Raw genomic sequence first — 23,045 nt, 5'->3', positions numbered from 1 at the left:
TCGCCACATGGAGTGGACCGACGAGGGCATCGTGGTGGGCGTTCGCCGGCATGGCGAAGCCGGCGCGATTATCGACGTCTTCACCGTTGAACACGGGCGGCACGCCGGACTGGTGCGCGGCGGCGCCGGATCACGCATGCGGCCGGTGCTGCAGCCCGGCAATACGGTGCGTGTCGTCTGGCGGGCACGGCTCGACGAGCATCTCGGCAACTTCACGGTCGAAGGCTTGCGGCTGCGAGCTGCCGAGTATCTCGATAAGCCGCATGCGCTCTACGCTTTGTCGCATCTCTGCGCTTTGGTCAGGCTGTTGCCGGAGCGCGACCCGCATCCAGAGTTGCTCGGCGGGCTCGACGGCATCCTCAGCGATCTTAGTGATGCGCAGCAGGCCGCGATGCGGATCGCGCGCTTCGAGCTGATGCTGTTGTCGGAGCTTGGCTTCGGTTTGGACCTGAACGAATGCGCGGCGACCGGGAGTCAGCAGGAGCTTGTCTACGTGTCGCCGAAATCAGGCCGCGCCGTCTCACGGATTGCGGGAGACCCGTGGCGCGAGAAGCTGCTGTCTCTGCCGCGTTTCCTCGGTGACGACGCGGCCGACGAAGTCGCGGCGATGAAAGAAATCGAGGAAGCGTTTCGGCTGACCGGCTATTTTCTCGCGCGCCACGTGTTCGATCCACGAGGCGTCGCGCTGCCGGAAGCGCGGCAGCAGTTTCTGTCGATAGCCGTAAAGCGTAGTAATGGCGGCTAGCGAACGGGCGTCGTACGGCGACCGAATGTCGGCGGAGCATTGCCGGTGGGCGGCATTGTGGGTCTACGTGTGACCTCAGCGGTGCGTGCCGGATTCGGTTCAGGATTGGGCTGCACAAAGCTGGCGGCATCATCATCGCCGGACGCAAGCATACGCTTCGCAAAGACCGCGAGCAGCAGCAACAAAGGGATGATGGTGAGAACGAGCATCGCCAGTGTGCGGCCGATGAGGGCTTTTGTCGCTATGGCAATGCTGACGCGATCGGGATTGCTTGCGCTTTGGACCAGCAGCGCTTGTTCGCCGCCCCAACCGCCGAACGTGAGGTAGCTCAGCGATTTCTGGCGTTGCTCAGGTTTGACGGGATCCGAATATTTGATCGAGCACGTCGATGCGACAAAGAAGTGCCGCGTGCACTTCGCTTCGTCCAATTTCAATCCGAACGCTGGTTGCCAATCCGAAGTCCGTAGATCGGTCCACAGATTTGGCAGGTGCCAATAGACCATGAAGCCAAGCAGGACGCAGAAGCCGAGCGTCGCCAACAACGACTTTATCCCGCCGTTTGTTTCTTGCTGGTCCATGATCCAGAATCCTGGCGCAGGTTACGTTGCGCTCAGCATCCGACACAGACCTTAAGAAACAACGGCCGCGATCATCGTTGCCACGGCATGACTAACGCGGCCTTAGCGACGCTGAGGCGGAGGCTAGCCGCGTGTGCGCAAGCCGTAGCGGTGATAGTGGCGGCGGCCGTAGTGAGAGCGATAGCTCGTGGCGCGGAGGCCCGGTGCTGCGTAGCTCATGCAGCGGCCGTCCGGAGCGTAGAAGTCGATCCACTGGCCAGCGGCGGGATCGAAGAACTGGCAGTAGTTGCCGCCATACGGCGCGAAGATGCCGTCGAGCCAACGCGACGCGCCTGCATGAGCCGGATTGGCGACAGCCGAAAACGCGAGCGCTGTAGCGCCGGCGAGAAAGAGGTTACGCATGAACTTGAACTCCTCTTTCGCCACTATGCGCGAGCCCGCTCAATAAAAGGTTAGCGGGCGATGCAAACGAAAACGCCCGGCTTTGATCAGAAACTGAATCAACGCCGGGCGCTAAAATGTTGGCAGCTCTAAATTTCTAGCGTCTCGTTATCGTCCGCCGCCCGGCTGACCGCCTGGTTGTCCGCCAGCACGGCCGACAGGTGCGGCACCACGACCGCCTGCCGGAGGCCCACCGCGGGCGCCACCGGCCGGGGGGCCGCCACGCATTCCGCCACTCGGAGAACCACCGCGCGCACCACCGTCCGGCGGTCCGCCGCGCATGCCGCCACCTGGAGGTCCGCCACGTGCGCCGCCATCAGGCGGCCCGAAGCGCCGTCCGCCGCCATCGGGAGGTCCGCCACGCGCGCCGCCGTCCGGAGGTCCGAAGCGGCGACCACCGCCGTCCGGCGGTCCACCACGGCGTCCACCATCCGGAGGTCCGAAGCGCCTGCCGCCGTCGGGACGGCCTCCGCGCCAATCGCCGCCGGGACGTCCGTCACGATAGCCGCCGCCAGGGCGTCCGCGAAACGCCGGTCCGCGATCCCAGGGGCGCATGCCGACGCGGCCGCGCCAGTAAGGACGGCCGTAATAGTAGCGGCCGAGCCATCCCTGATAGCCGGGGTGGCCGTAGTAAAGGCACGGACCCGGGACGTAGAATGTGACGTAATCGCCGACATCCTCGTCATAAAACTCGCAATAGCCGACTTTTCCGATCGGGTTCAGGCTATCGGCGGCTCGTTTGAGCCCAAGCAGCGGCGCGGCTTCAGCGCGCGGCGGCGTCGCGGCCGATAAGGCAATCACGGCAACCGCCGCTGTGATGAGTTTGCGCATCGTGCTCCCTTGGCTCTGTTCCGGTATCCGGTTCGGCAGGTATGCCGGATTCGTTGGTTGTTTGCGAATAACAATGCATCGCGAACGTTGTGGTTCGATTTGCGCGAATGCTTGTTCGCCGCCGCGGCGCGGGATACCGAGTGCGCATGGGAAAACGAACGATTCCGCCGGAACCGCCGTCCGATGGCGAGATCCAAGATATTGCGCTGCGCGACGCGCTCGAAGAGCGCTATCTGGCCTATGCGCTGTCGACGATCATGCACCGTGCCTTGCCGGATGCGCGCGACGGCCTGAAGCCCGTTCACCGCCGCATCCTCTATGGGATGCGGCTGCTGCGGCTCGATCCGGGTTCCGGCTTCCGCAAGTCCGCGAAGATCGTCGGTGACGTGATGGGCTCGTTCCATCCGCACGGCAACCTCGCGATCTACGACGCACTGGTGCGCCTCGCGCAGGACTTCTCGTCGCGCTATCCGCTGGTCGACGGGCAGGGCAACTTCGGCAACATCGACGGCGATAACGCGGCGGCCGATCGTTACACCGAAGCCCGCATGACCGAAGTCGCGCGGCTTCTGCTCGACGGCATCGATGAGAACGCGGTCGACTTCCGCCCGAACTACGATGGGCAGACCGAGGAGCCGTCGGTGCTTCCCGGCGCATTCCCGAACCTGCTCGCGAACGGTGCGCAAGGCATCGCGGTCGGCATGGCGACGTCGATCCCGCCGCACAATGCGGCCGAGCTTTGCGACGCGGCCTTGCATCTTATTGAACATCCGAACACGAAGAGCCGCGGCCTGCTCAAATACGTGCCGGGTCCGGACTTCCCGACCGGCGGCATCATCGTCGAGCCGGCGTCCGCGATTGCGGAAGCTTACGAGACGGGGCGCGGTTCGTTTCGCGTGCGCGCGCGTTGGGAGAAGGAAGACGCCGGGCGCGGCACCTACAACATCGTCGTCACCGAGATTCCGTGGCTGGTGCAGAAGTCGCGCCTGATCGAGCGGATCGCCGAGCTTCTCAACGACAAGAAGCTGCCGCTGCTCGCGGATGTGCGCGACGAGTCCACCGAGGATGTGCGCGTGGTACTCGAGCCGCGCTCGCGCACGGCCGATCCCGAGCTGTTGATGGAGTCGCTCTTCAAACTCACAGAGCTTGAGAGCCGCATCCCGCTCAACATGAACGTGCTGGTGAAGGGCAAGATCCCGAAGGTGATCGGGCTTACGGAAGCGCTGCGCGAATGGCTTGACCATCGCCGCGACGTTTTGATCCGCCGCTCGCAGCATCGTCTTGCCGCTATCGAGCATCGCCTCGAAGTGCTTGGCGGCTTGCTGATCGCTTACCTCAACATCGACGAGGTGATCCGCATCATCCGCCAGGAGGATGAGCCGAAGCCGGCGCTCATCAAGCGCTTCAAGCTGACGGAAGTCCAAGCCGAAGCCATCCTCAACATGCGCTTGCGCAGCTTGAGGAAGCTCGAAGAGTTCGAGATCCGCAAAGAGGACAAGGCACTCACGGAAGAAAAGTCGACGATCGAGAAGCTGCTCAAATCCGAGACCCAGCAGTGGCAGACGGTTGCGTGGGAAATCAAAGAGACGAAGAAGAAGTTCGGCCCGAATACGCCGCTCGGCAAGCGTCGCACCGGCTTTGCGGAAGCTCCGACGCATGATCTTGCGGCGATCGAATCCGCGATGGTCGAGCGTGAGCCGATCACGGTCGTCGTCTCCGAAAAGGGCTGGGTGCGTGCGCTGAAGGGCCACGTCACGGATCTCTCGAACTTGCAGTTCAAGAGCGACGACAAGCTCAAGCTTTTCTTCTCGGCCGAGACAACGTCGAAACTTTTGGTCTTCGCGACCAACGGGCGCTTCTACACGCTCGATGCCGGCAAGCTGCCGGGCGGACGCGGACACGGCGAGCCGGTGCGGCTCTATTTCGATCTCGAACAAGAGTCGGATGTCATTACGGTGTTCCCGTTGCAGGGCAGCCGCAAGTTCCTCGTCGGCAGCGTCGAGGGACGCGGCTTCGTCGTGCCGGAAGACGAGTGCGTCGCGAATACGCGTAAGGGCAAGCAAGTGCTCAACGTGAAGTCGCCAGATGAAGCGCGGGCGATCACGGTGGTCGAAGGCGATCAGGTCGCGGCGATCGGCGAGAACCGTAAGCTGGTGATTTTCCCGCTCGACCAAGTCCCCGAGATGACGCGCGGCAGCGGCGTTCGCTTACAGCGCTTCAAGGACGGCGGCTTGTCGGACGTGAGGACATTCGTCGGCAAGGACGGCCTCGGCTGGACCGACAGCGCGGAGCGTCAATTCTCGCTCACGCTGAAAGAGCTTGCCGACTGGCGCGGCAATCGCGCCGACGCCGGACGTCTCGCGCCGAAGGGTTTCCCGAAATCCAATCGCTTCGGCGGCACGGCGCTTTACGACAAAAAGTAGCCGAGCGTTGATTTGACAATCGCTCGGCTCTCGTGATCGATCCGTCCCCATAAAAAGAGATCAGGGGAGGGACGATGCGCAAGCTCGTCGCAACGTGTCTGGCTGCAGCCGCGCTCATCGCGCCTTCGCTCGCGCAGGCCGAGTGGGTACCGAATAAGCCGATCACGATCGTTGTCGGTTTTGCGCCGGGCGGCGGCAGCGATGTGATCGCGCGCGCGCTGCAGAGCGCGGCGCAACCGTTCTTTCCTGTGCCGATCATCGTGTTGAACAAAGCAGGCGCCGCGGGCACGACCGCCGCAGCGGAGGTCGCGCGCGGCCCGGCGGACGGTTACACGATGTTCGTCGGCGGCGGCAGCGAGAGCACATCTGTCGGCGCCTATCGTCAACTGCCGTACGACATCCGCAAGGACTTCCGCCCGATCCTGCGCGCAACCAGCAATCCGCAGTTGCTCGTCGTTGCGGCGAACTCTCCGTACAAGACGGCGCAGGAGCTGATCGCGAAAGCCAAAGCCAATCCGGGAACGTTGAATTACGGATCGTCGGGGCCGGGAAGTTTGGTTCACGCGACGACGGAAGTGTTCGCGAAGAAGGCCGATCTCAAATTGCAGCACGTTCCCTATCAGGGCGGTGGACCTGCGCTGCAGGCTGTCGTTGCGGGCCAGATCGATTTTCTGATTTCCGCGCTTGATGAAGTGCAGGGGCAACTCGACGGCGGCACGATCCGCGTGCTCGCGGTCGCGCGACCCCAGCGCCTCGAAACGCACCCGGACGTGCCGACGTTGCGCGAACTCGGTTACGACGTCATCGGCGACAACATGAAGGGTCTCGTCGCGGCCGCCGGCTTGCCGGATGACGCGTACAAATTCCTGCACGACAATTTCAAGAAGGGCCTCGACAGCGCCGCGTGGCAAGAGTTTGCCACGCGCTCGAAATTCAAGACCGAGTATCTCGACGGTCCGGGCTTTCAGAAGGCGATGGTCGATCTCTTCAACGAGATCTCCGCGGCCGTGAAGTAGTTTGGGCGGCGCCGTTCCCGGATTTCGCTTCGCTTCATCCGGGCTACGGACGTGCGGTGATTACTTCACGCCGGAGAGATCTTGGATGAGCAAGCCATAGGAAGCGCTGTCGGCTTCCTTGTGCTCGGTGTTGCAGAGGCCGGTGAATATCTGCGTCGTGACATTCGTTACCGGCATGAATACGCCGTTGTCGCGACCGGCGCCTTGCGCGAGCTTCATGTCTTTCAGCATCAGCGATGAGCGGAAACCGGGCTTGAGTTCGCGGTTGAGCAAACGCATGGCGTGGTTCTGCAGCACGAAGCTCTGCGCCGATCCGCCGAGCAGGGCGTCGCGCATCTTGTAGGGATCGACGCCGGCGGATTTCGCGAGCGCGATGGCTTCCGATACGCCCGCAAGCGTCGCCGCGATGACGAGCTGGTTGCAGGACTTCGTGAGCTGGCCGGAGCCGGCCGGTCCGAGATGGACATGCGTTTTGCCGACAGCCTTGAGGATCGGCATCACGGCTTCGACGGCTGCAGCTTCACCGCCGAGCATGCAGGTCAGAGCGCCGTCGACCGCGCCCTTGGGGCCACCGCTCACCGGGCAGTCGACGAGGTAGGTGCCTTTTTCGCTGAGGCGCGCCGCAAAGTCCTTCGTCGCCGAGGCCGCGATGGTCGAGAAGTCGACGACGATGAGATCGGCACGCGCATGCGTCGCGACGCCGTTGTCGCCGAAGATCACGCGGTCGACGTCCGGCGTATCCGGCACGCACATCATCACGACGTCGCACGCGTTCGCTACGTCGGCCGGGGAGGCGGCGGCAATGGCGCCTTCCTTCACAAGTTCATCCACGATCGCGCGGCTGCGGTTGTGTACCGTGACGCTGAAGCCCGCCTTCAGGATGTTGCGGACCATGGCTGCGCCCATCACGCCGAGGCCGATGTAGCCGACCTTCGTTTTTCCGGGAGAAGCGGTTTGCAGGGCCATGGCGTGTCCTTCGTGTTTTGGGAGTGTCTTTGGATCGCCGAACGCGGCGCCACATACAACCCCGCCGATCTTGCTATTGCGAATGAGTTGCAATAAGAACCGATGTGTCCATGCGAGATTCTCCGATGTCCGCTCCGAGCCTGACCGATCACCCCGACCAACCGGGTTGGCGAACGCCGCGTGGGCGGCCGTCTCTTTCCGAGGTCTTCGGCTCGATCAAGACGCGGCCTACCGGCGGTTTCTGGCGCAAACTCGCGTCGTTCCTCGGGCCAGGCTACCTGGTCGCGGTCGGCTACATGGACCCGGGCAACTGGGCGACCTCGCTCGCGGGCGGTTCGAAGTTCGGCTACACGCTGCTGACCGTCGCGCTGCTGTCCAACATGATGGCGATCCTGCTGCAGGCGCTGTGCGCCCGGCTTGGCATCGCTTCTGGCAGGGACCTTGCACAAGCGTGCCGCGACGCATTCCCGCGCGCGATCTCATGGCCGCTGTGGTTGCTCGCCGAGATCGCGATCTGCGCGACTGACTTGGCGGAAGTCATCGGCACGGCGATCGGGCTCAATCTGCTGTTCGGGATCCCGCTCGAGATCGGCGTGCTGATCACTGCGCTCGACGTCTTCCTCATTCTGTGGCTGCAGAATATCGGCTTCCGCTGGATCGAAGCTTTCGTCGTCGCGCTGCTCGCCGTCATCACGGTGTGTTTCGCGGTGCAGATCGCATTGGCAGATCCGAACTGGGGTTCGGTGATCCGCGGCTTCGCTCCGACGACCGAAATCGTTAGAAACCCTGAGATGCTTTACCTCGCGCTCGGTATCCTCGGCGCGACCGTAATGCCGCATAACCTCTATTTGCATTCCGGTGTCGTGCAGACGCGCGCTTACGGCGAGAGTCTTCCGGAGCGACGAGAAGCGATCAAGTTCGCCACCATCGACTCGACGATCGCGTTGATGTTCGCGCTGCTGATCAATGCTTCGATCCTTATCCTCGCGGCCGCGACGTTCAATAAAGTTGGCAAGACTGATGTGGCCGAACTCGAACAGGTGCATTCGTTCTTGGCGCCGATGTTGGGCTCGGCGATCGCACCGACGCTTTTCGGCATCGCGCTGCTTTGCTGCGGCCTGAACTCGACCGTGACCGCGACGCTTGCGGGTCAGATCGTGATGGAGGGATTCCTCGACATCCGGCTACCGGCGTGGGCGCGCCGTCTGTTGACGCGGGCGATAGCGATCGTGCCGGCGTCGATCGTGACGATCTGGTACGGGTCCGAGGGCACCGCGAAGCTGCTGATCCTGAGCCAAGTGATCTTGAGCCTTCAGCTACCGTTCGCGGTGGTGCCGCTCGTCATGTTTACGGCAAGCCGCGGCAAGATGGGTGAACTTGTGGCTCCCCGCTGGGTCACGGCGCTGGCGATCCTCACCGCCGCCATCATCATCGCGCTGAACCTGAAGCTCCTGTACGACGTCGCGACGGGCTGACAAGGCTAAATTTCTTTAGGGTGGGGGCCTTTACGACTCTTGGGGGCAATCCTACTTTGGCCCCGTCCGATGTCGGGGGCGTAACCCCGCGTCTCAGGAGGAAGCAATGAAAGCCGTTGTTCTCGCTCTCGCTCTTTCGTTCGGCGCCACCGGCGCCTACGCCCAAACCGCTGCCGCTACGTCGTCCTGCAAAGCAACCGCAACCGAGAAGAAGCTCGCGGGCGCTGCGCTGAAAAGCTTCATGACCAAGTGTGAGAAGGACGCCAAGGCGTCTTGCGACATCTCGGCCAAAGAGAAGAAGCTCGCCGGCGCTGCCAAGAACAGCCACGTCAAGAAATGCGTCGGCGACGCAGTCGGCACCTAGTCGAAACAGCCTCATGCCGCCGCCGTTCTCTCTCGATGGGCGCATCGCGCTTATCACCGGCGGCGGCCAAGGCCTCGGCCTCGCCATCGCGCGCGGGCTCGCGGAAGCGGGCGCGCACGTTGTTCTGAATGGACGCAACGCCGAGCGGCTCGAGGCTGCAGCGTTGTCGCTCCGTGGTGACAAGCTTTCCGCGGAAGCGCTTGCGTTCGATGCCACCGATGAAACCGCCGTCGTCGCGGCTATCGATACGATCGCGCGGAAGCACGGTCGGATCGATATTCTGGTCAACAACGCCGGCATCCGCGATCGCCGCGCGCTCGCGGATACGGATGCGGCGAGCACCGCGCGTTTGATCGAAGCCAATTTGCTCGGGCCCGCAATGGTCTCGCGCCTCGCGCTGCCGCTGCTGCAGAAATCCAAGGCCGGCCGGCTCATCAACATCACGTCGATTGCGGGTCATATCTCGCGCGCGGGAGATGCAAGCTACACAGCCAGCAAGGCCGGGCTCACGGGCCTCACCAAGGCGCTTGCGGCCGAGTGGGGACCGCTCGGGATCACGGTCAACGCGATCGCGCCCGGCTATTTTGCCACGGAGCCGAACCGGACGATGGTCGAGGACCCCGCTAACGCCGCGTTTCTTGCGCAGCGGACATCGCTCGGGCGGTGGGGCAGACCTGAGGAAATCGCGGGGGCCGCGGTCTTCCTTGCGTCGGACGCCGCGAGCTACATTTCGGGCCACACGCTGGCCGTGGACGGTGGCTTCCTCAGCCACTGGTAGACGAACAACAACCCTCGGAGGGAACGTGGCGACATTCGTTGTAGCGCATGGTGCGTGGTCGGCTGGCTGGGCCTGGAAGAAAATGCATCCGCGCATGCGGGCCGCCGGACACGAGCTGGTGACGCCGAGTTACACCGGCATGGGCGAGCGTAATCATCTCGCCAACCCGAATGTCGACCTCGACACGCACATCACCGACGTCGTCAACGTGCTCGAATACCACGACCTCAAAGATGTCGTGCTGCTCGGACACAGCTACGGGGGCATGACGTCGACCGGCATCGCGGATCGTGCGCGCGAGCGCGTCGCGAAGCTCGTTTATCTCGATGCCTTCGCGCCGCAGGACGGGCAGAGCGCCTTCGACATGATGCCGACGGAGCGCGCGGCCGGTATGCGTGAGCGGGCCGACAAAGAGGGTGAGGGGTGGCGGCTGCCGGTCAATCCGATGCCGCCGGATACTGCGGAGGACGACAAAGCCTGGGCGATGCCGCGCCGCATGCCGCAGCCGATAAAGACATTCTCGACGCCGCTGCGGCTGCTCAACGGGCCGCTGACGCTGCCGCGCTACTACATCTACTGCAAGCAATGCATGCCGGGCGACGGCTTCCGGCCGTCATACGAGCGCGCGCGACACGAGGGGTGGGGCACGTTCGAGATCGACGCTACCCACAACCCGCACATCACGGCGCCCGATGCGTTGATGAAGATCCTGCAGACGATCGCGGGTTAGGCGATCGCCTGCAATCTCGCGTCAATCGCGTTCGCGTTTGAACAGCGACACCGGGAAATCCGCGGCGACGCGATGCGTCGCTGACGGCTCGCGGTATTCGTGCGGCGCGAACATGTCGGCGTTCACGGCGCGGCGATAGAGATGCCACGTCGCATGGCCGAGCACCGGCATGACGACGGCGAGCCCGAAAAACAGCGGGATCGATCCGACGACTAAACCGGCCGCGACGATTAAGCCCCACATCGCCATCACGACAGGATTGGCGACGACGACACGGATCGATGTCGCGATCGCGGTTGCGGCGGAGACCTGCCGGTCGATCAGCATCGGGACCGACATGACGGTCAACGTCATCGCGGTGACGGCGAACAGTAAGCCGACGCCATTGCCGATCAGGATCAAACGCCAACCTTCAGGAGTCGTGAAGACACGATCGATGAAGGACCGGGCCGAGGCGGGCGGCCCGTAGCCGAACTGGCTGATGTAGATCGCTTGCGCGACCGCGATCCAGATGAGGAACACCGCCACCATCAGGAAGCCGAGCATGACGATTGCGCCGAGGTTCGGTGAGCGCAGCACGTCGAAGGCGTGGCTCCATGTGGTGTCGAGACCATGCTCGCGCCGGCGGCTCAACTCATAGAGGCCGATCGCCGCAAACGGGCCGAGCAACGCGAAACCGCCGGCCAGCGGGAAAAGGAGCGGAAGCACTTCGTAGCCGAAGGTGAAGCGCGCGATAAATAAGCCGACGATCGGATAGATCAGGCACAAAAAGATCGCGTGGGTCGGCATTGCCCAGAAATCGTCGAGGCCTTTCGAGAGTGCAGCTTTGAGATCTTCGGTCGAGAGAGTGCGGACACCAGCCAACGGGGGATCCGTGGCGTCCGCGTGCGCAACGTCATGGTGTGTCATCATTTCCTCCTGACGTGTCAGGAGGTCGCGTCGTGTGACACAGAGAAGCCGGTCACACCGGCGCGACCTGCAACCGCAAGTCTACGCCTTACCGGCAAGGTTGTCTCAGCTCATCGCGGCTCGGTCAGCCAACCCTGTGTTGCGCTGCAGCAGAAACGCTACAGCCACTTGTCACGTTTTAGCTTTACGAAGAGGAGCGAGCAAAGCGTCGCGATAACCGCAAGTACCACGAAGTATCCGTACTCGGTTTTGAGCTCCGGCATCTTCTCAAAGTTCATGCCGTAGATGCCCGCGATGGCGGTGGGGACGGCCAACATGGCGGCCCAAGCGGCGAGCTTACGCGTGATAACGTTCTGCTCGGACTGACCGGCCATCAGGGCGGCTTCGAAGGCGAAGGTGAGAACTTCGCGCAGCGAGTCGATCTCTTCCTGAACGCGGCGCACATGGTCGTTGACGTCGCGGAAGTAGATCTGGACTTCGCGGTCGATGACGCCGATGTCAATGTGTTCGAGACGGCGGCAGACATCGCCAAGCGGCGCGATTGCGTTGCGCAAGCGGAGGAGGTCGCGGCGGAGACGGTATAGGCGTTGGATGTCTTTCTGTTCGACCGAGTTGGTGAAGACATCGTCTTCGATCTGGTCGACCTCGCGATGGATGCTCTCAACCACCGGCATGTAGTTGTCGACGATAAAGTCGAGCGTCGCGTAGAGGATGTAGTCTTCGCCGTGCGCAAGGGCGCGTGGGCAGGATTCGCAACGTATGCGCACGGCTTGGTACGACGCCGAAGCGCCATGCCGCACCGAGACCACATAACCGGGCCCGACGAAGAGATGCGTCTCGCCGAACCCTATTTCGCCTTCGACGATTTGTGCAGTTCGGGCGACGATGAAGAGGCCGTCGCCATATTGCTCGATCTTCGGATGTTGATGAGGTTGGCTCGCATCCTCGATGGCGAGGTCGTGCAGACCTAACTGTTTTTGAACGCGACCGAGCACGTCCTCGCTCGGTTCATACAAGCCCACCCAGACGACGTGGCCGACCTTACCGAACCACTCGCCGATTTCATCGATCGTGATGTATTTGACGTTGCGCCCGCCGGCGTAAACGCCCGCCGCGACGACGCCCGGCTCCTTGGTCGAGATGGGTTGCTCGTCTACCCGCGCATCCATCGCCAGCTCCCTTGCAATTCCAAATTGGCTCAATCGGTATTGGTTTAATATGAGGAAGGTATCACGAGCTCGGAGCGGGGAAAAGCGATGTTCGGTGGTTTGGCAACGGTGCTCGATCTGTTCGGGGTCTGCGTCTTCGCGGTGACCGGAGCCTTGGTTGCCTCGCGCAAGCAGATGGACGTGTTCGGTTTTGCGCTCCTGGCGACCGTGACGGGCATTGGCGGCGGGACGTTCCGCGACCTCGTGCTCGGGCGCGTGCCCGTGTTTTGGGTCGACGATCCCGCTTACCTCGCGATCTGCGTTGCGACGGCGGTGGTGGTTTTCTTCACGGCGCATATTCCGGAGTCTCGCTTCCGTGTCCTGCTTTGGTTCGATGCGGTCGGGCTGTCGGTGGCGTGCGTCATCGGCGCGAATGTCGGGCTTTCAGTCGGGGTCAGCCCGTTCGTTGCGGTCGTGATGGGTGTCATCACCGGGACATGCGGCGGCATCGCGCGTGACTTGTTGGGCGGAGAGAGCCCTCTGATCCTCCGCAAAGAGATTTATGTGACCGCCGCGCTGATCGGTGCAGCCATTTTCGTCGGGTTGCTGCGTATCGGCGCGACGACGCCGGTTGCGGCGGGCGCCGGTTTCCTGAGTTGTCTTGTGATCCGCAGTTTGGCGCTGAAATACGGGTGGTCGCTGCCGACCTATCGTCCACGTCCAGGCCGCACGCCGCAGGAAGTCGAAGATCTCCAGTAGTTGCAAGTTGCAGGCGCGGGTGCTCAGCTTCCGTCCGAATGGGAGTTTGGGTCGACATGCGCCGCTGGGTTGCCGCTATCAGTTTATTGCTGGCAGGCTTTGTTTTTGCCTCGCCGGTGCATGCCGACACACTCGAGCGCGTCAAAGAAAAGGGCGTGTTCCGCATCGGCTATCGGGCCGATGCGCGGCCGCATTCCTTCCAGGACGCAGGTGGCCGGCCGACAGGCTACATCGTCGATCTTTGCCGCGAAGTGGCGAGCACCGTGAAGCGTGCGGTCGGCAACGAGCAGCTTCAGATCGAATACGTCGTTGTCACCGCATCGAACCGTTTCGAGCAAGTCACCAAAGGCGACATCGATATTCTCTGCGAGGCGTCGTCGGTCTCGATCGCGCGGCGGCAGATTGTCGACTTCTCGATCCCGACATTTGTTGACGGCGCCGCGATGCTGTCACGTAACGGCACCGAGTATCCGAGCTTCGAGAGTCTGGCCGGCAAACGCGTCGGCGTGCTGACCAACACGACCAGCGCCGAATTGCTGCGATCATCGCTCGAGCAGCTTGGTATCAAAGCGACGGTCGTGCCGATGAACGATCACGGCGAGGGCGCTGGTTCGCTTTCGGCCGGCAAAATCGACGTTTACTTCGGCGACCGTTCGATCCTGGCGTCGCTACTGTTCCGCAAAGACGTGCCGGAGGGATTGCAGCTCGGAAAGCGCTACTTCAGCTACGAGACATATGGTCTTGCGTTCGCGCCGGGCGATTACAAGTTCCGTTTGCTAGTCGATCGCACGCTCGCGCGGCTTTATCGCACCGGCGCGGCGGAGGCCGCGATTCAACGCGCGTTCGGTGCGCCGCCGGATGAGTTGCTTAAGATCATGGTCGCGATCAACGGGATTCCGGATTAGCCGAAGGACCGACGCGTGCCTGGAAATTCTGACAGTTGACCAAACGCAAAATCTCTTTCACTGACGGCGTGTTTCGGCGATCGCGTTAATCGATACGCAATTGCAGTTTGCGCATAAGGCGCATTCGGAATGAGAGCGTCCCGCCGCATTGTTCTTCGGCGATTGGGCCGCTAGATTTTCAACCTTACGTTGAGTCGCCGGATTTGTCCGGCGTGGTTAGGTGTGATGCGGTTACCCTTCTTCTACGGTTGGATCGTCGTCGCGGTGACCTTCGTGACGATGGGCATCGGCGTGAACGCGCGCACCGCGTTCTCTTTGCTGTTTTCGCCGATCGTCGACGAATTCAACTGGCAGCGGGGGGTGACGGCGGGAGCCTTCTCTTTTGGCTTTGTCGTATCCGGCATTTTAAGCCCCGTTATCGGTCGCATCATGGATCGGTACGGTCCGCGCGCCGTGATGGAGCTCGGCGTCGTGCTCATGGGCGCGGGGCTTTTGCTGGCGCCGCTGACGACGCAGCCGTGGCATCTCTACGCAACTATCGGAGTCCTTGTTGGCGGCGGCAGCGTTTGTCTCGGCTATTCGGGCCAGTCGCTGTTTCTGCCGAATTGGTTCGTGCGCAAGCGCGGGTTAGCGGTCGGGATCGCGTTCGCAGGAGTTGGTGTCGGTTCGATTACGTTGCTGCCGTGGTTCCAGCACATGATCGGGAGCATCGGCTGGCGTAATGCCTGCGTGGTTCTCGGTCTGATCGTTCTGGTCGTCCTTGCGCCGATCAACTTCCTGCTGCGCAAGCGGCCGGAGGATATGGGCCTTTATCCGGATGGCGACGGTGCGCCAGTTGCGGGCGTGAAGGTGCAATCCAATGTCGTCGATCAGGAATGGGCTGCGATCGACTGGACGCTCGCGCGCGCGGTGAAGACGGCGCGGTTCTGGTGGCTCGCGCTCTGTCTCTTCTGCGGGTTGTACGCTTGGTACGCGGTGCAGATTCATCAGACGAAGTATCTCACCGAAATCGGCTTCAACGCGGAAGCGGCGGCTTGGGCGCTCGGCTTCGTCAGTCTCTTCGGCATACCGGGTCAGATCTGGCTTGGTCACGTGTCGGATCGCATCGGTCGCGAGTTGGTCTGGTCGATCAGCACGGCGGGGTTTGTGATTTGCTACGTGTGCTTGATTCTCCTGAAGAGCCATCCGAACTTTGTTCTGCTCTACGTGATGGTGATTGCGCAGGGCTTCCTCGGCTATGGCGTGACGTCGATCATGGGTGCGGTGGTCGCCGAGATTTTCGAGGGAAAGCACTTCGGCGCAATCTTCGGGACGCTGATGGTTGCGGCTCTCGCGGGAGGAGCTTGCGGCCCGTGGCTCACTGGGCTGCTGCACGATCAGTACGACGACTATTTCATCGCGTTCACGATCGCGATCGGCATCAGCGCGCTGTCGGGCATTGCGTTATGGATGGCGGCTCCCGGCAAGGTCCGTAGCGTTGCAGGCCGGACGCCGAAAGCCGGCTAGGCCGATTTCGCGACTTCGCGGTAGCGCGCGAGCATCTTCTCGAAATTCGTATTGAGTGTCGTCTCGATCTCGGTTTTGCCTTCGAGGCGCGCGAGCAACATGCCGGCGGCCTCGATGGTCGAGAGACCGTCACGTCGTGGCTCGCGGCGGAGTTTTCCGTAACGCGACGGGCGCTTCGGTCCGAGGATCACGCGACGGCATTTCAGCAGCCAGGCGTTGCGCCACCACAATGCTTTCGCTTGGCTCCACGTGCCGTCGAGAAGGATGACACCGTCTATCGACCCGGCACTTTGATTGGGATCGGCTTCGCCTTTCCGCGACAGGAACACGACGTCTTGGTTCGGCGCGAGGGTCTCGGCCTTCGACGAGCCGAGATAGAGCACCGCCCAGCGCTTGGGATCGGCCTCGGCGCCGAGCGCTTTCGAAAGGCTCGGCCACGAGAGACCGATACGCACCTGAGCGTTGGTGAGGCTGGCGGCCGCGAGGAAGGCGGTGCCGAGCGTGCGGTCTTGCTCTTGCGGGTGTTGAAGCACGAGCAGAGCGATACGGTTCTTCTCGACCGCGATGGAGTCGCAGACGCATAGCGCTTGCGGTTTGTGGCAGCGCGGGCAGTCGGTCGAGGCGTCGGCGGTCGTCATCGCGCCGCTATACTGGGTCGCGGCGCCAACGTGAAGCTACTTGACCGAGAAGCGGTAGGTCGTCGCGACCGTGATCCAGTTGTTGCCTTCACCCGTGATGTTGCGGCCGTACAGGAGGTCGATCGACCAGGGGTCGATCGGGCGATAGCGGATGCCGACCTGGAACCGCGGCTGAACCTCCGGGCCTTGAACGCCGCTGTTCAGTTGGCCGTACACCTCGGCCGTGAATATCCAATCGTTCTTGGGCGTGCGGATGTCGAGCCCGAAGCCGTAGGTCAGAAAATCCTTCGAGGTCTGGCGGTCGTGCGTCCAGCCGACGTTGACGTTGAAGCGCGTATTCTCGCTCGTCCGCATCGTGAAGGGTGCGTTGAAGGCGATCGCTGTGAGTTCGCCCGTGATGAGGTCGATCTGCGGGATGACCGTGAAACCGACGCCGAACTTGCCGATCTCGCCCGGGATGAAGTTGACCTTCAGTTTCGGCTGGGCGGTGGTCGCCCATTCGCCGTCGATGCGGGAGCGGCTGAACTGCGCGCCGAGTTCAATCGGCCGCAAGAAGTACATCGAGCACGCCGGGCTGACGGCCGAGAAGAAATCGCCGTGGCCGCCGAAGGACGTCCACCCTTCGATCTTGCAGCGGCCGGCTTCCGAGACTTCGGCGGTGTCGACTTGGTAGGCGCTGCCGGAGGAATGGGCGTCGCGTGTCGCACAGCCTGCGAGCGCGACGACGAGCGAAGCAACGACGACACGCAGGCGCATTCCGGCATTCCCTGACGGAGCCGGACCTTGATCGGACCTTGTTGCGAGCCGCCGCCAAGTTGAAGGCTACGCGTTGCCGGGATCAACGCACAGTGGTGTGAGGCGCCTCGATCGACACTTTGTCGCACTGTGTCATTTCGGAAACCGTTTCAGCTTCGCTGTAGGCGCAGCACGGCGTCGCGGACGAGGGGAAGGCGGTCATTGCCGAAGTACATGTCCGTGCCGTTGACGAAGATCGTCGGGGAGCCGTACCCGCCGCGCTCGATGAGCTCGTCGGTGTTGCGCTTGAGCGCGTCCTTCACGGGTTGTTCCTGGATGCGGGCATGCAGCGCGGGCCAATCGACCTTCGCCTTCGCGCAGACTTCGGCGAGCACAGCGTCCTGCGAGATGTCCTGGTCGTCGCCCCAATAGGTCTCGAAGGCGGCGCGGGCCAAGTCTGGCAGCTTGCCTTCAGGCTCTAACGCGATGCAGGCGCGCATCGCCTTGACGCTGTTGACCGGGAAGACGCTCGGCGGAAAGCGGATCGGCAGGCCCGTGTAGCGGGCCCAATCGGCGAGGTCCTTGCGGAGATAGCGCTGTTTGGCCGGGACCGGCTTTTCGCGCGAGGCGTAGACGCTTGGGTTGACGGTGTTGAACACGCCGCCGACGAGGATCGGCTTCCACGTGATCGGCACGTTCAGCTCGGCGGCGAGCGGCTGGATGTTGTGGAAGGCGAGGTAAGTCCACGGGCTCGATATGTCGAAGTAGAACTCGATCATCGCGTGTTCTCCGCCGTCTGCCCGAAGAGGATGCTGCGCGCTTTTTCGTCCATCAGCGGGGCGCGAAGCTCCTTGCCGACCTTCATGGCGCGCAACACTGCCGGGCGTTCCCACATCATGTCGTGCCAGCGCTGAATGTTGGCGAAATCGGCGAGGGGGATTTCCTGCGCTTTCCAGATGCGCACCCAGGGGAAGATCGCCATGTCGGCGATCGAGTAGTCGCCCGCGACGAACTCACCGGAGCGGCCGAGCTGCTTGTCGAGTACGCCGAAGAGGCGGCTGACCTCGTCGCGGTATCGCTGAATCGCGTAGGGGATTTTGTCCTTCGCGTAGAGCTTGAAGTGGCCGTGCTGGCCCATCATCGGGCCGAGGCCGCCCATCTGCCACATCAACCATTCGGTGACGCGGGTGCGTGCGCGCGTCTCACGCGGCAGAAAGCGGCCGACCTTGTCGGCGAGGTAGATCAGGATCGCACCGGTCTCGAACACCGAGATCGGCGCGCCGCCATCGGCCGGCGCGTGGTCGACGATTGCCGGCATGCGGTTGTTTGGGCTGATCTTGAGGAAGTCGGGCGCGAATTGTTCGCCGCGCCCGATATTCACCGGTTTGAGCGTGTAGGGAAGCTCCGCCTCCTCGAGGAAGATCGTGACCTTCCAGCCATTCGGCGTCGGCCAGTAGTGAAGATCGATCATTGTGGTTTCTTTCTTTGCCTTCACACGTGCCAACAGGAAAGCGCTAGTCTGCGAAGTTCGGCGCGCGCTTCTGAAGATTGGCCATGATCGACTCTTTTTGGTTCGGGCTGCCGATCAGCTTTTCCTGCTCGACCGATTCCGCCATCAGCATTTCGGCTTCGCCCGCGGCCGTCGCGGCCGTGAAGAGACGTTTGGCGGCGCGCACGGCGTTAGGGCTCTTGTTCGCGATCTCGCGAGCGGTCGCCATCGCCTGCGCGTGCGGATCGGCGGCGAGCCGCGTCGCGAAGCCGTAGCGCAACGCGTCTTCGCCGGAGAAGACGCGCGCCGTGTAGGTGAGCTCGCGGGCAATGTCGTCGCGCACGATGTGACGCATCAGCTGCATCCCGCACATGTCAGGGACGAGGCCCCATTTGGCTTCCATGATGGACAGCTTGGTGTCCGGAGCGATGTAGCGCATGTCGGCGGACAGCATGAGCTGGAAGCCGCCGCCGAACGCGGTGCCGTGGACGGCCGCGATCACCGGCATCGGCAGCTCGCGCCAGACCCACACTGCATATTGCGGCATGTTGGCCGGGCCACTGCGGCGCTTGATCAAGCGATCGATCGCGCCGGACCGCGCGCTACCGTCGGCCATCTGGCCGAAGCGGCTGGTGTCGAGGCCGGCGCAGAAGGCGCGACCTTCACCGGAGAGCACCACAGCGCGAACGCTGCGTTCGCTTTTGAGCTTCTCGCCCGCCGCGATGATGGCCTCGAACATCTTGTCGTCGAGCGCATTCATCTTCTCGGCGCGCACGAGGCGCACATCCGCGACACCATTGTCGATTGTTACGGAAACTCGTTTATCGTCACTCATCTTAAAAACCTTCATGCGCTCAGAATGCGTTGCCATAGCGTACCGCCGAGGATTTTTCGGCCGACGTAGAAATACGCAATGATCAGGATAAACAAGAGGAGGGCGGACATCCCTTCGAGTTTGAACCCACTGGACGTCAAGTTGCCGGTCGAAGCGCCGACGATGTAGCCGCCGACAAAGAAGACGGTGAGGAAATCGAGGATCGCCGCAACCACCTTGCGCCATGTTGCGACCTGCGGTGTCGGAACGTCGCTCATCGGCACTTCCCCCGGTTGTTTTTCGAACGGTTGTTCACCCGTATTCGATAGCGTAGCTTTCGCCGCCAAGGCTCACAAGTGACCGAAAACTGGGCCGCCAGGGAGGCAGATGGTGACTTCGCGGATTCCGCAGATCGGCAATACGCATACGTTCGTCGGGCAGGATATCCGCTCGTTGATCGAACTGCGCCGCGATCTCAACGGCGATAAGCCGTTCATGATTTGGGAGCCGTTCACGGGCGAGGGGAAGACGTGGAGCTACGCGGCCTTCGCCAACCAAGTCGCGCGGTTCGCGGCTGGGCTGCATCGGCGCGGCGTTAAATCCGGCGAGCGCGTCCTCGTTCTTCTCGATAACTGCCCCGAAGCCGTGTTCGCTTGGTTCGGCTGCGCTTATGCGGGTGCAGTCGCCGTGACGACGAACGCGCGATCGAGTGGCGATGAGCTTTCGTATTATTGCGATCACAGCGGCGCAGTTGCCGCCATTACGCAGCCGAAGTTCGCTGAGCTTGTCGCTGAGGCCTGCAAAGGCGTCAGCTGGATCGCCGTGACGGACACGGACAACGGCGATGAGCCGCTCTCGCGTCCGTCTACGGATGCGTCGTTCTGGAGGATCGATGCCGATCCCGCTGATCTGCCGGCGCGACCGCGCGATCCGCTCGCGCCGTTCAGCATTCAATTCACGTCTGGCACGACCTCGCGGCCGAAGGCTGTGCTGTGGACGCATGCCAACGCATTGTGGGGCGGGAAGATCTGTGCGTTGCACGAAGACTTGCGGGCGAGCGACATCCATCTCGTGACCATGCCGCTCTTCCACACCAACGCACAGTGCTATTCGGTGCTTGCGACGTTGTGGGCCGGCGGAACCTGTGTCGTGCAGCCGCGCTTCTCGGCGTCGCGTTTCTGGCCGACATCGCTGAAGCACGGCTGCACCTGGACTTCAATGGTGCCGTTCTGCGTGCGTGCTTTGATGCAGCATGAGGTGCCGAAGCATTCCTACCGGTGGTGGGGCAGCGCGGTGTGCGATCCGCCGACCGACGCGCATTTCAATGTGCGTTCGCTCGGCTGGTGGGGAATGACGGAGACGATCACGCACGGCATCGTGGGCAACATCCACCTGCCGAACCGATCGATGTCGATGGGGCGCGTCGCGCCCGAATACGAAATTTCGGTGCGCGACGACGACGGGAAGGACGTGCGGCCGGGTGAGACCGGCTCGCTGTTCATTCGCGGCGTTCCGAAGCTGTCGCTCTTCGCCGAGTATTTCGGCAACGAGAAAGCGACGCGAGAGTCGTTCACCGACGACGGCTATTTCATCACCGGCGATTTGGTGATGCTGGCCGACGACGGCTTCCTGATCTTTGCGGATCGCGCAAAGGATATGCTCAAAGTCGGCGGCGAGAATGTCGCGGCGTCCGAGATCGAGCGCGTCATCCTGACAGTGCCGGGAATTGCCGAAGTTGCTGTTGTCGCGAGGAAGCACGAGATGCTCGACGAAGTGCCGGTCGCCTTCATTCTGCCGGCGGGCGGCAAAGACGCAGCGGCTCCGGGACTCGGCGACACGGTGCTTGCGGCTTGCACGAAGGCGCTGGCGTCGTTCAAGCACCCGCGCGAAGTTCGCATCGTCGATAGCTTTCCCCGCGCGACGCTGGAAAAGATCGCGAAGAACGAGTTGCGAAAGATGCTGGCCGACGAAAGCGCTCGCGGTTAGTGCGCCAGCAAATCCTGATATTCGGCGTTCTTCTCGATATAGGCCTTGATGAATGGGCAGCGCGGAATGACGCGCAGCTTTTGCGCCCTGACGCTATCGAGCGCGCCTTTCGCCAATTGCGATCCGACGCCTTTGCCGCCGAGTTCCTTCGGAACCTCAGTGTGCGTGAAGGTAATCACATCACCGGCGAGCGTGTAAGCCGCGATCGCGGTGTGGCCTTCGACTTCAAGCTCGAAGCGGGACTTTCCATTGTTCTGAACCACCGGCATATAGACGAACTCCGTTGCGGGCTTGATGGCCGCGATAGCATGCCTGTAGCTTAGCGCCGACAGATGAGAGAGGCGAACTTGAAAACAACGATCATTGCGGCGGCGCTATTGCTTGCGTCGTTCGCACCCACCCATGCGCAAACAGTCGACGGCGACAATTTCGCGAGCCCGTCGCGCAACATCTACTGCAACTACTTTAAGGGCGACGGGCCGCCGTCGGTGCGCTGCGATTTGATGCAGGTGTCCAATCGGCAACCGCCGCGCCCGCGCGACTGCGATCTCGAATACGGACGCTCGTTCGAAGTTACGGCGAATGCGACCAAGGCGATGCGCATTTGCGTCGGCGATACGGTCGCGGATCCGGGCGTACGCGTTCTGCCATACGGTCAGACGTGGCAGAAGGACGGCTTCACGTGCTATTCGGCTGAAAGCGGCATGACGTGCCGGAACAATCGCGGTGCGGGTTTCGAATTGTCGCGCGCCGCGCAGAAGATCTTTTAGCGCACCAGTTCGGCAAGCTCGGGCACGACCCACAGCGGCTTCTCGCCGCGCGCGACACGTTGCACGTTGTCGTAGGCGTTACGGAGCCGGGCAATCTGGTTGTCCCACGTCGGCCCGGCATAATGCGCCGTGAGCACAACGTTCGGAAGCTTGAAGAGCGGATTGTCGGGTTGCGGCGGTTCTTGGTCGAACACGTCGAGGCCGGCACCGAACAGCTTGTTGTCGGCGAGCGCGCGGGTGAGCGCGGCTTCGTCGATCACCGGACCACGGCTCGTGTTGACGATGATGGCTTCGTCCTTCATCGATGCGAGTTGCGTTTCGCCGATCATGTGGCGGGTCGACGCGTTGAGCGGTACGTGAAGGCTCACGATGTCCGAGGTCGCGAGCAGTTCGCCGAGCAAGCGGAAGCGAACGCCGAGCGCGTCTTCGGCATCTTCGGTCAGGCGCGCGATGTCGTAATACTGCACGCGCATGCCGAATGCGCGACCGAGGCGCGCGACCTTTTTGCCGATCGTGCCGAGGCCGACAATGCCGAGGGTCTTCTCACTCAGCTCATACATGCGGGGGGCGGGGCCGTTGCCGCGCCAGCGCCCGTTCGAGACGTTGTCGTGTTGCCATACGACGCGGCGGGAAACCGTCAGCATCAGCATGATGGCGTGTTCGGCGACCGAGATCGCGTTGGCGCCGCCGTTGTTGCAGACCGGCACTTTCGCGCGGCGCGCGGCTTCGATATCGACGTCGTCGTAGCCGGCACTGAGGAGCTGGAAGAGCTTCAGCTTCGGAGCTGCGCCGAAGAGGGCGTCGCCCGTCTTCACGTTCGGGAAGCAGACGAGATATTCGGCGTCGGCAAGGTTCGCTTCGAGGGCGGCGGGTTCGCTGCCCGAAATGACGAGGTCGAAGCCCTGCGGCGCGAGCGTGCGCGCGAGCTCCTGCGTGGCGGCGAAAGTGGGCGGTACGACGACGATGCGGGGGAGAGACATTTCCAACCTTCGTGTTTCTTGTCAGCACTATAACGGTGAATTTGGAGCGATGTGCAAGC

General features: G+C 62.6%; 26 protein-coding genes. 12 read left to right on the top strand and 14 right to left on the bottom strand.

The window, feature by feature from the left end; genetic code table 11:
* Positions 1 to 7 precede the first annotated feature (7 nt).
* Entirely contained in the window at positions 8 to 745 is a 738-nt protein-coding gene (gene recO, locus GJW30_RS16330; protein ID WP_096357194.1) for a DNA repair protein RecO, read from the top strand.
* On the opposite strand, the gene GJW30_RS16325 is transcribed toward recO, so the two are convergent.
* The 3 genes from GJW30_RS16325 to GJW30_RS16315 all read right to left on the bottom strand — a co-directional run bounded on the left by GJW30_RS16325 (position 742) and on the right by GJW30_RS16315 (position 2,595).
* A complete protein-coding gene (locus tag GJW30_RS16325; protein ID WP_130364547.1) occupies positions 742 to 1,284 on the bottom strand; it encodes a hypothetical protein in 543 nt (180 codons plus the stop codon). The two genes, recO and GJW30_RS16325, sit on opposite strands and share 4 nt — an antisense overlap.
* 162 nt (positions 1,285 to 1,446) lie before the next feature.
* Positions 1,447 to 1,725 (bottom strand): hypothetical protein, encoded by a 279-nt coding sequence (locus GJW30_RS16320; protein WP_130364545.1) that lies wholly within the window; start codon positions 1,723 to 1,725, stop codon positions 1,447 to 1,449.
* Between the two features lie 147 nt (positions 1,726 to 1,872).
* The gene (locus GJW30_RS16315) at positions 1,873 to 2,595 is read right to left on the bottom strand and encodes a hypothetical protein (RefSeq protein ID WP_130364543.1); all 723 of its coding nucleotides are present in this window, start codon (positions 2,593 to 2,595) and stop codon (positions 1,873 to 1,875) included.
* A 146-nt stretch (positions 2,596 to 2,741) separates the two neighbouring features.
* Between GJW30_RS16315 and parC the strand changes: the two genes are divergently transcribed.
* Both parC and GJW30_RS16305 read left to right on the top strand, forming a co-directional pair.
* Positions 2,742 to 5,018 (top strand): DNA topoisomerase IV subunit A, encoded by a 2,277-nt coding sequence (gene parC, locus GJW30_RS16310; RefSeq protein WP_096358870.1) that lies wholly within the window; start codon positions 2,742 to 2,744, stop codon positions 5,016 to 5,018.
* Positions 5,019 to 5,092: 74 nt separating this feature from the next.
* On the top strand, positions 5,093 to 6,034 hold the full coding sequence (locus GJW30_RS16305; protein ID WP_096357186.1) for a Bug family tripartite tricarboxylate transporter substrate binding protein: 942 nt from the start codon (positions 5,093 to 5,095) through the stop codon (positions 6,032 to 6,034).
* A gap of 60 nt (positions 6,035 to 6,094) precedes the next feature.
* Here GJW30_RS16305 and GJW30_RS16300 read toward each other — a convergent pair whose 3' ends face one another.
* Complete coding sequence (locus GJW30_RS16300) at positions 6,095 to 7,000, bottom strand: NAD(P)-dependent oxidoreductase (RefSeq protein WP_130364541.1); 906 nt, start codon at positions 6,998 to 7,000, stop codon at positions 6,095 to 6,097.
* Positions 7,001 to 7,125: 125 nt separating this feature from the next.
* On the opposite strand from GJW30_RS16300, the gene GJW30_RS16295 reads away from it, so the two are divergent.
* From GJW30_RS16295 to GJW30_RS16280, 4 genes are all read left to right on the top strand, one after another.
* A complete protein-coding gene (locus GJW30_RS16295) occupies positions 7,126 to 8,475 on the top strand; it encodes an Nramp family divalent metal transporter (RefSeq protein WP_096357182.1) in 1,350 nt (449 codons plus the stop codon).
* Between the two features lie 106 nt (positions 8,476 to 8,581).
* Positions 8,582 to 8,839, top strand: a complete 258-nt coding sequence (locus GJW30_RS16290; RefSeq protein WP_096357180.1) for a hypothetical protein — start codon at positions 8,582 to 8,584, stop codon at positions 8,837 to 8,839.
* A gap of 13 nt (positions 8,840 to 8,852) precedes the next feature.
* Positions 8,853 to 9,617 carry an SDR family oxidoreductase gene (locus tag GJW30_RS16285; RefSeq protein WP_096357178.1) on the top strand — a complete coding sequence of 255 codons (765 nt, stop codon included), beginning with the start codon at positions 8,853 to 8,855 and terminating at the stop codon, positions 9,615 to 9,617.
* A 25-nt stretch (positions 9,618 to 9,642) separates the two neighbouring features.
* A complete protein-coding gene (locus tag GJW30_RS16280) occupies positions 9,643 to 10,347 on the top strand; it encodes an alpha/beta fold hydrolase (RefSeq protein WP_096357176.1) in 705 nt (234 codons plus the stop codon).
* Between the two features lie 21 nt (positions 10,348 to 10,368).
* On the opposite strand, the gene GJW30_RS16275 is transcribed toward GJW30_RS16280, so the two are convergent.
* Entirely contained in the window at positions 10,369 to 11,211 is an 843-nt protein-coding gene (locus tag GJW30_RS16275) for a DUF2189 domain-containing protein (RefSeq protein ID WP_245408536.1), read from the bottom strand.
* A 203-nt stretch (positions 11,212 to 11,414) separates the two neighbouring features.
* The gene (locus GJW30_RS16270; RefSeq protein ID WP_096357171.1) at positions 11,415 to 12,425 is read right to left on the bottom strand and encodes a magnesium and cobalt transport protein CorA; all 1,011 of its coding nucleotides are present in this window, start codon (positions 12,423 to 12,425) and stop codon (positions 11,415 to 11,417) included.
* Between the two features lie 87 nt (positions 12,426 to 12,512).
* Between GJW30_RS16270 and GJW30_RS16265 the strand changes: the two genes are divergently transcribed.
* The 3 genes from GJW30_RS16265 (at position 12,513) to GJW30_RS16255 (ending at position 15,574) form a co-directional block, all read left to right on the top strand.
* A complete protein-coding gene (locus GJW30_RS16265) occupies positions 12,513 to 13,163 on the top strand; it encodes a trimeric intracellular cation channel family protein (protein WP_096357169.1) in 651 nt (216 codons plus the stop codon).
* 56 nt (positions 13,164 to 13,219) lie between these two features.
* The gene (locus tag GJW30_RS16260) at positions 13,220 to 14,068 is read left to right on the top strand and encodes an amino acid ABC transporter substrate-binding protein (protein WP_157746769.1); all 849 of its coding nucleotides are present in this window, start codon (positions 13,220 to 13,222) and stop codon (positions 14,066 to 14,068) included.
* A 225-nt stretch (positions 14,069 to 14,293) separates the two neighbouring features.
* A complete protein-coding gene (locus GJW30_RS16255) occupies positions 14,294 to 15,574 on the top strand; it encodes an MFS transporter (RefSeq protein ID WP_096357165.1) in 1,281 nt (426 codons plus the stop codon).
* Here GJW30_RS16255 and GJW30_RS16250 read toward each other — a convergent pair.
* From GJW30_RS16250 to GJW30_RS16225, 6 genes are all read right to left on the bottom strand, one after another.
* Positions 15,571 to 16,212 (bottom strand): tRNA-uridine aminocarboxypropyltransferase, encoded by a 642-nt coding sequence (locus GJW30_RS16250; RefSeq protein WP_096357163.1) that lies wholly within the window; start codon positions 16,210 to 16,212, stop codon positions 15,571 to 15,573. The two genes, GJW30_RS16255 and GJW30_RS16250, sit on opposite strands and share 4 nt — an antisense overlap.
* Positions 16,213 to 16,248: 36 nt before the next feature.
* Entirely contained in the window at positions 16,249 to 16,968 is a 720-nt protein-coding gene (locus tag GJW30_RS16245; RefSeq protein ID WP_096357161.1) for a hypothetical protein, read from the bottom strand.
* Positions 16,969 to 17,117: 149 nt separating this feature from the next.
* Entirely contained in the window at positions 17,118 to 17,726 is a 609-nt protein-coding gene (locus GJW30_RS16240; RefSeq protein ID WP_096357159.1) for a 2-hydroxychromene-2-carboxylate isomerase, read from the bottom strand.
* Positions 17,723 to 18,418 carry a glutathione S-transferase N-terminal domain-containing protein gene (locus GJW30_RS16235; protein ID WP_096358869.1) on the bottom strand — a complete coding sequence of 232 codons (696 nt, stop codon included), beginning with the start codon at positions 18,416 to 18,418 and terminating at the stop codon, positions 17,723 to 17,725. Before GJW30_RS16235 ends, GJW30_RS16240 begins: the two co-directional genes overlap by 4 nt.
* Before the next feature lie 43 nt (positions 18,419 to 18,461).
* Positions 18,462 to 19,271: a crotonase/enoyl-CoA hydratase family protein gene (locus tag GJW30_RS16230; RefSeq protein WP_096358868.1), complete on the bottom strand. Its 810-nt coding sequence runs from the start codon at positions 19,269 to 19,271 to the stop codon at positions 18,462 to 18,464.
* Positions 19,272 to 19,282: 11 nt separating this feature from the next.
* Positions 19,283 to 19,528, bottom strand: a complete 246-nt coding sequence (locus tag GJW30_RS16225) for a hypothetical protein (protein WP_096358867.1) — start codon at positions 19,526 to 19,528, stop codon at positions 19,283 to 19,285.
* 112 nt (positions 19,529 to 19,640) lie between these two features.
* Between GJW30_RS16225 and GJW30_RS16220 the strand changes: the two genes are divergently transcribed.
* Positions 19,641 to 21,236, top strand: a complete 1,596-nt coding sequence (locus GJW30_RS16220) for an AMP-binding protein (RefSeq protein ID WP_430727081.1) — start codon at positions 19,641 to 19,643, stop codon at positions 21,234 to 21,236.
* Here GJW30_RS16220 and GJW30_RS16215 read toward each other — a convergent pair.
* Entirely contained in the window at positions 21,233 to 21,505 is a 273-nt protein-coding gene (locus GJW30_RS16215; protein WP_096357155.1) for a GNAT family N-acetyltransferase, read from the bottom strand. The genes GJW30_RS16220 and GJW30_RS16215 overlap by 4 nt on opposite strands.
* 78 nt (positions 21,506 to 21,583) lie before the next feature.
* Here GJW30_RS16215 and GJW30_RS16210 point away from each other — a divergent pair, with 78 nt between their 5' ends.
* Positions 21,584 to 22,006, top strand: a complete 423-nt coding sequence (locus GJW30_RS16210; protein WP_096357152.1) for a DUF6636 domain-containing protein — start codon at positions 21,584 to 21,586, stop codon at positions 22,004 to 22,006.
* Here the strand turns inward: GJW30_RS16210 and GJW30_RS16205 are convergent.
* On the bottom strand, positions 22,003 to 22,986 hold the full coding sequence (locus tag GJW30_RS16205; protein WP_130364539.1) for a 2-hydroxyacid dehydrogenase: 984 nt from the start codon (positions 22,984 to 22,986) through the stop codon (positions 22,003 to 22,005). The two genes, GJW30_RS16210 and GJW30_RS16205, sit on opposite strands and share 4 nt — an antisense overlap.
* Positions 22,987 to 23,045: the final 59 nt, after the last annotated feature.

Source organism: Variibacter gotjawalensis, from assembly GCF_002355335.1.
GTDB lineage: Bacteria > Pseudomonadota > Alphaproteobacteria > Rhizobiales > Xanthobacteraceae > Variibacter > Variibacter gotjawalensis.
The sequence above is the reverse complement of the archived record's forward strand: the minus strand, read 5'-3'. Positions and strand labels throughout refer to the sequence as shown.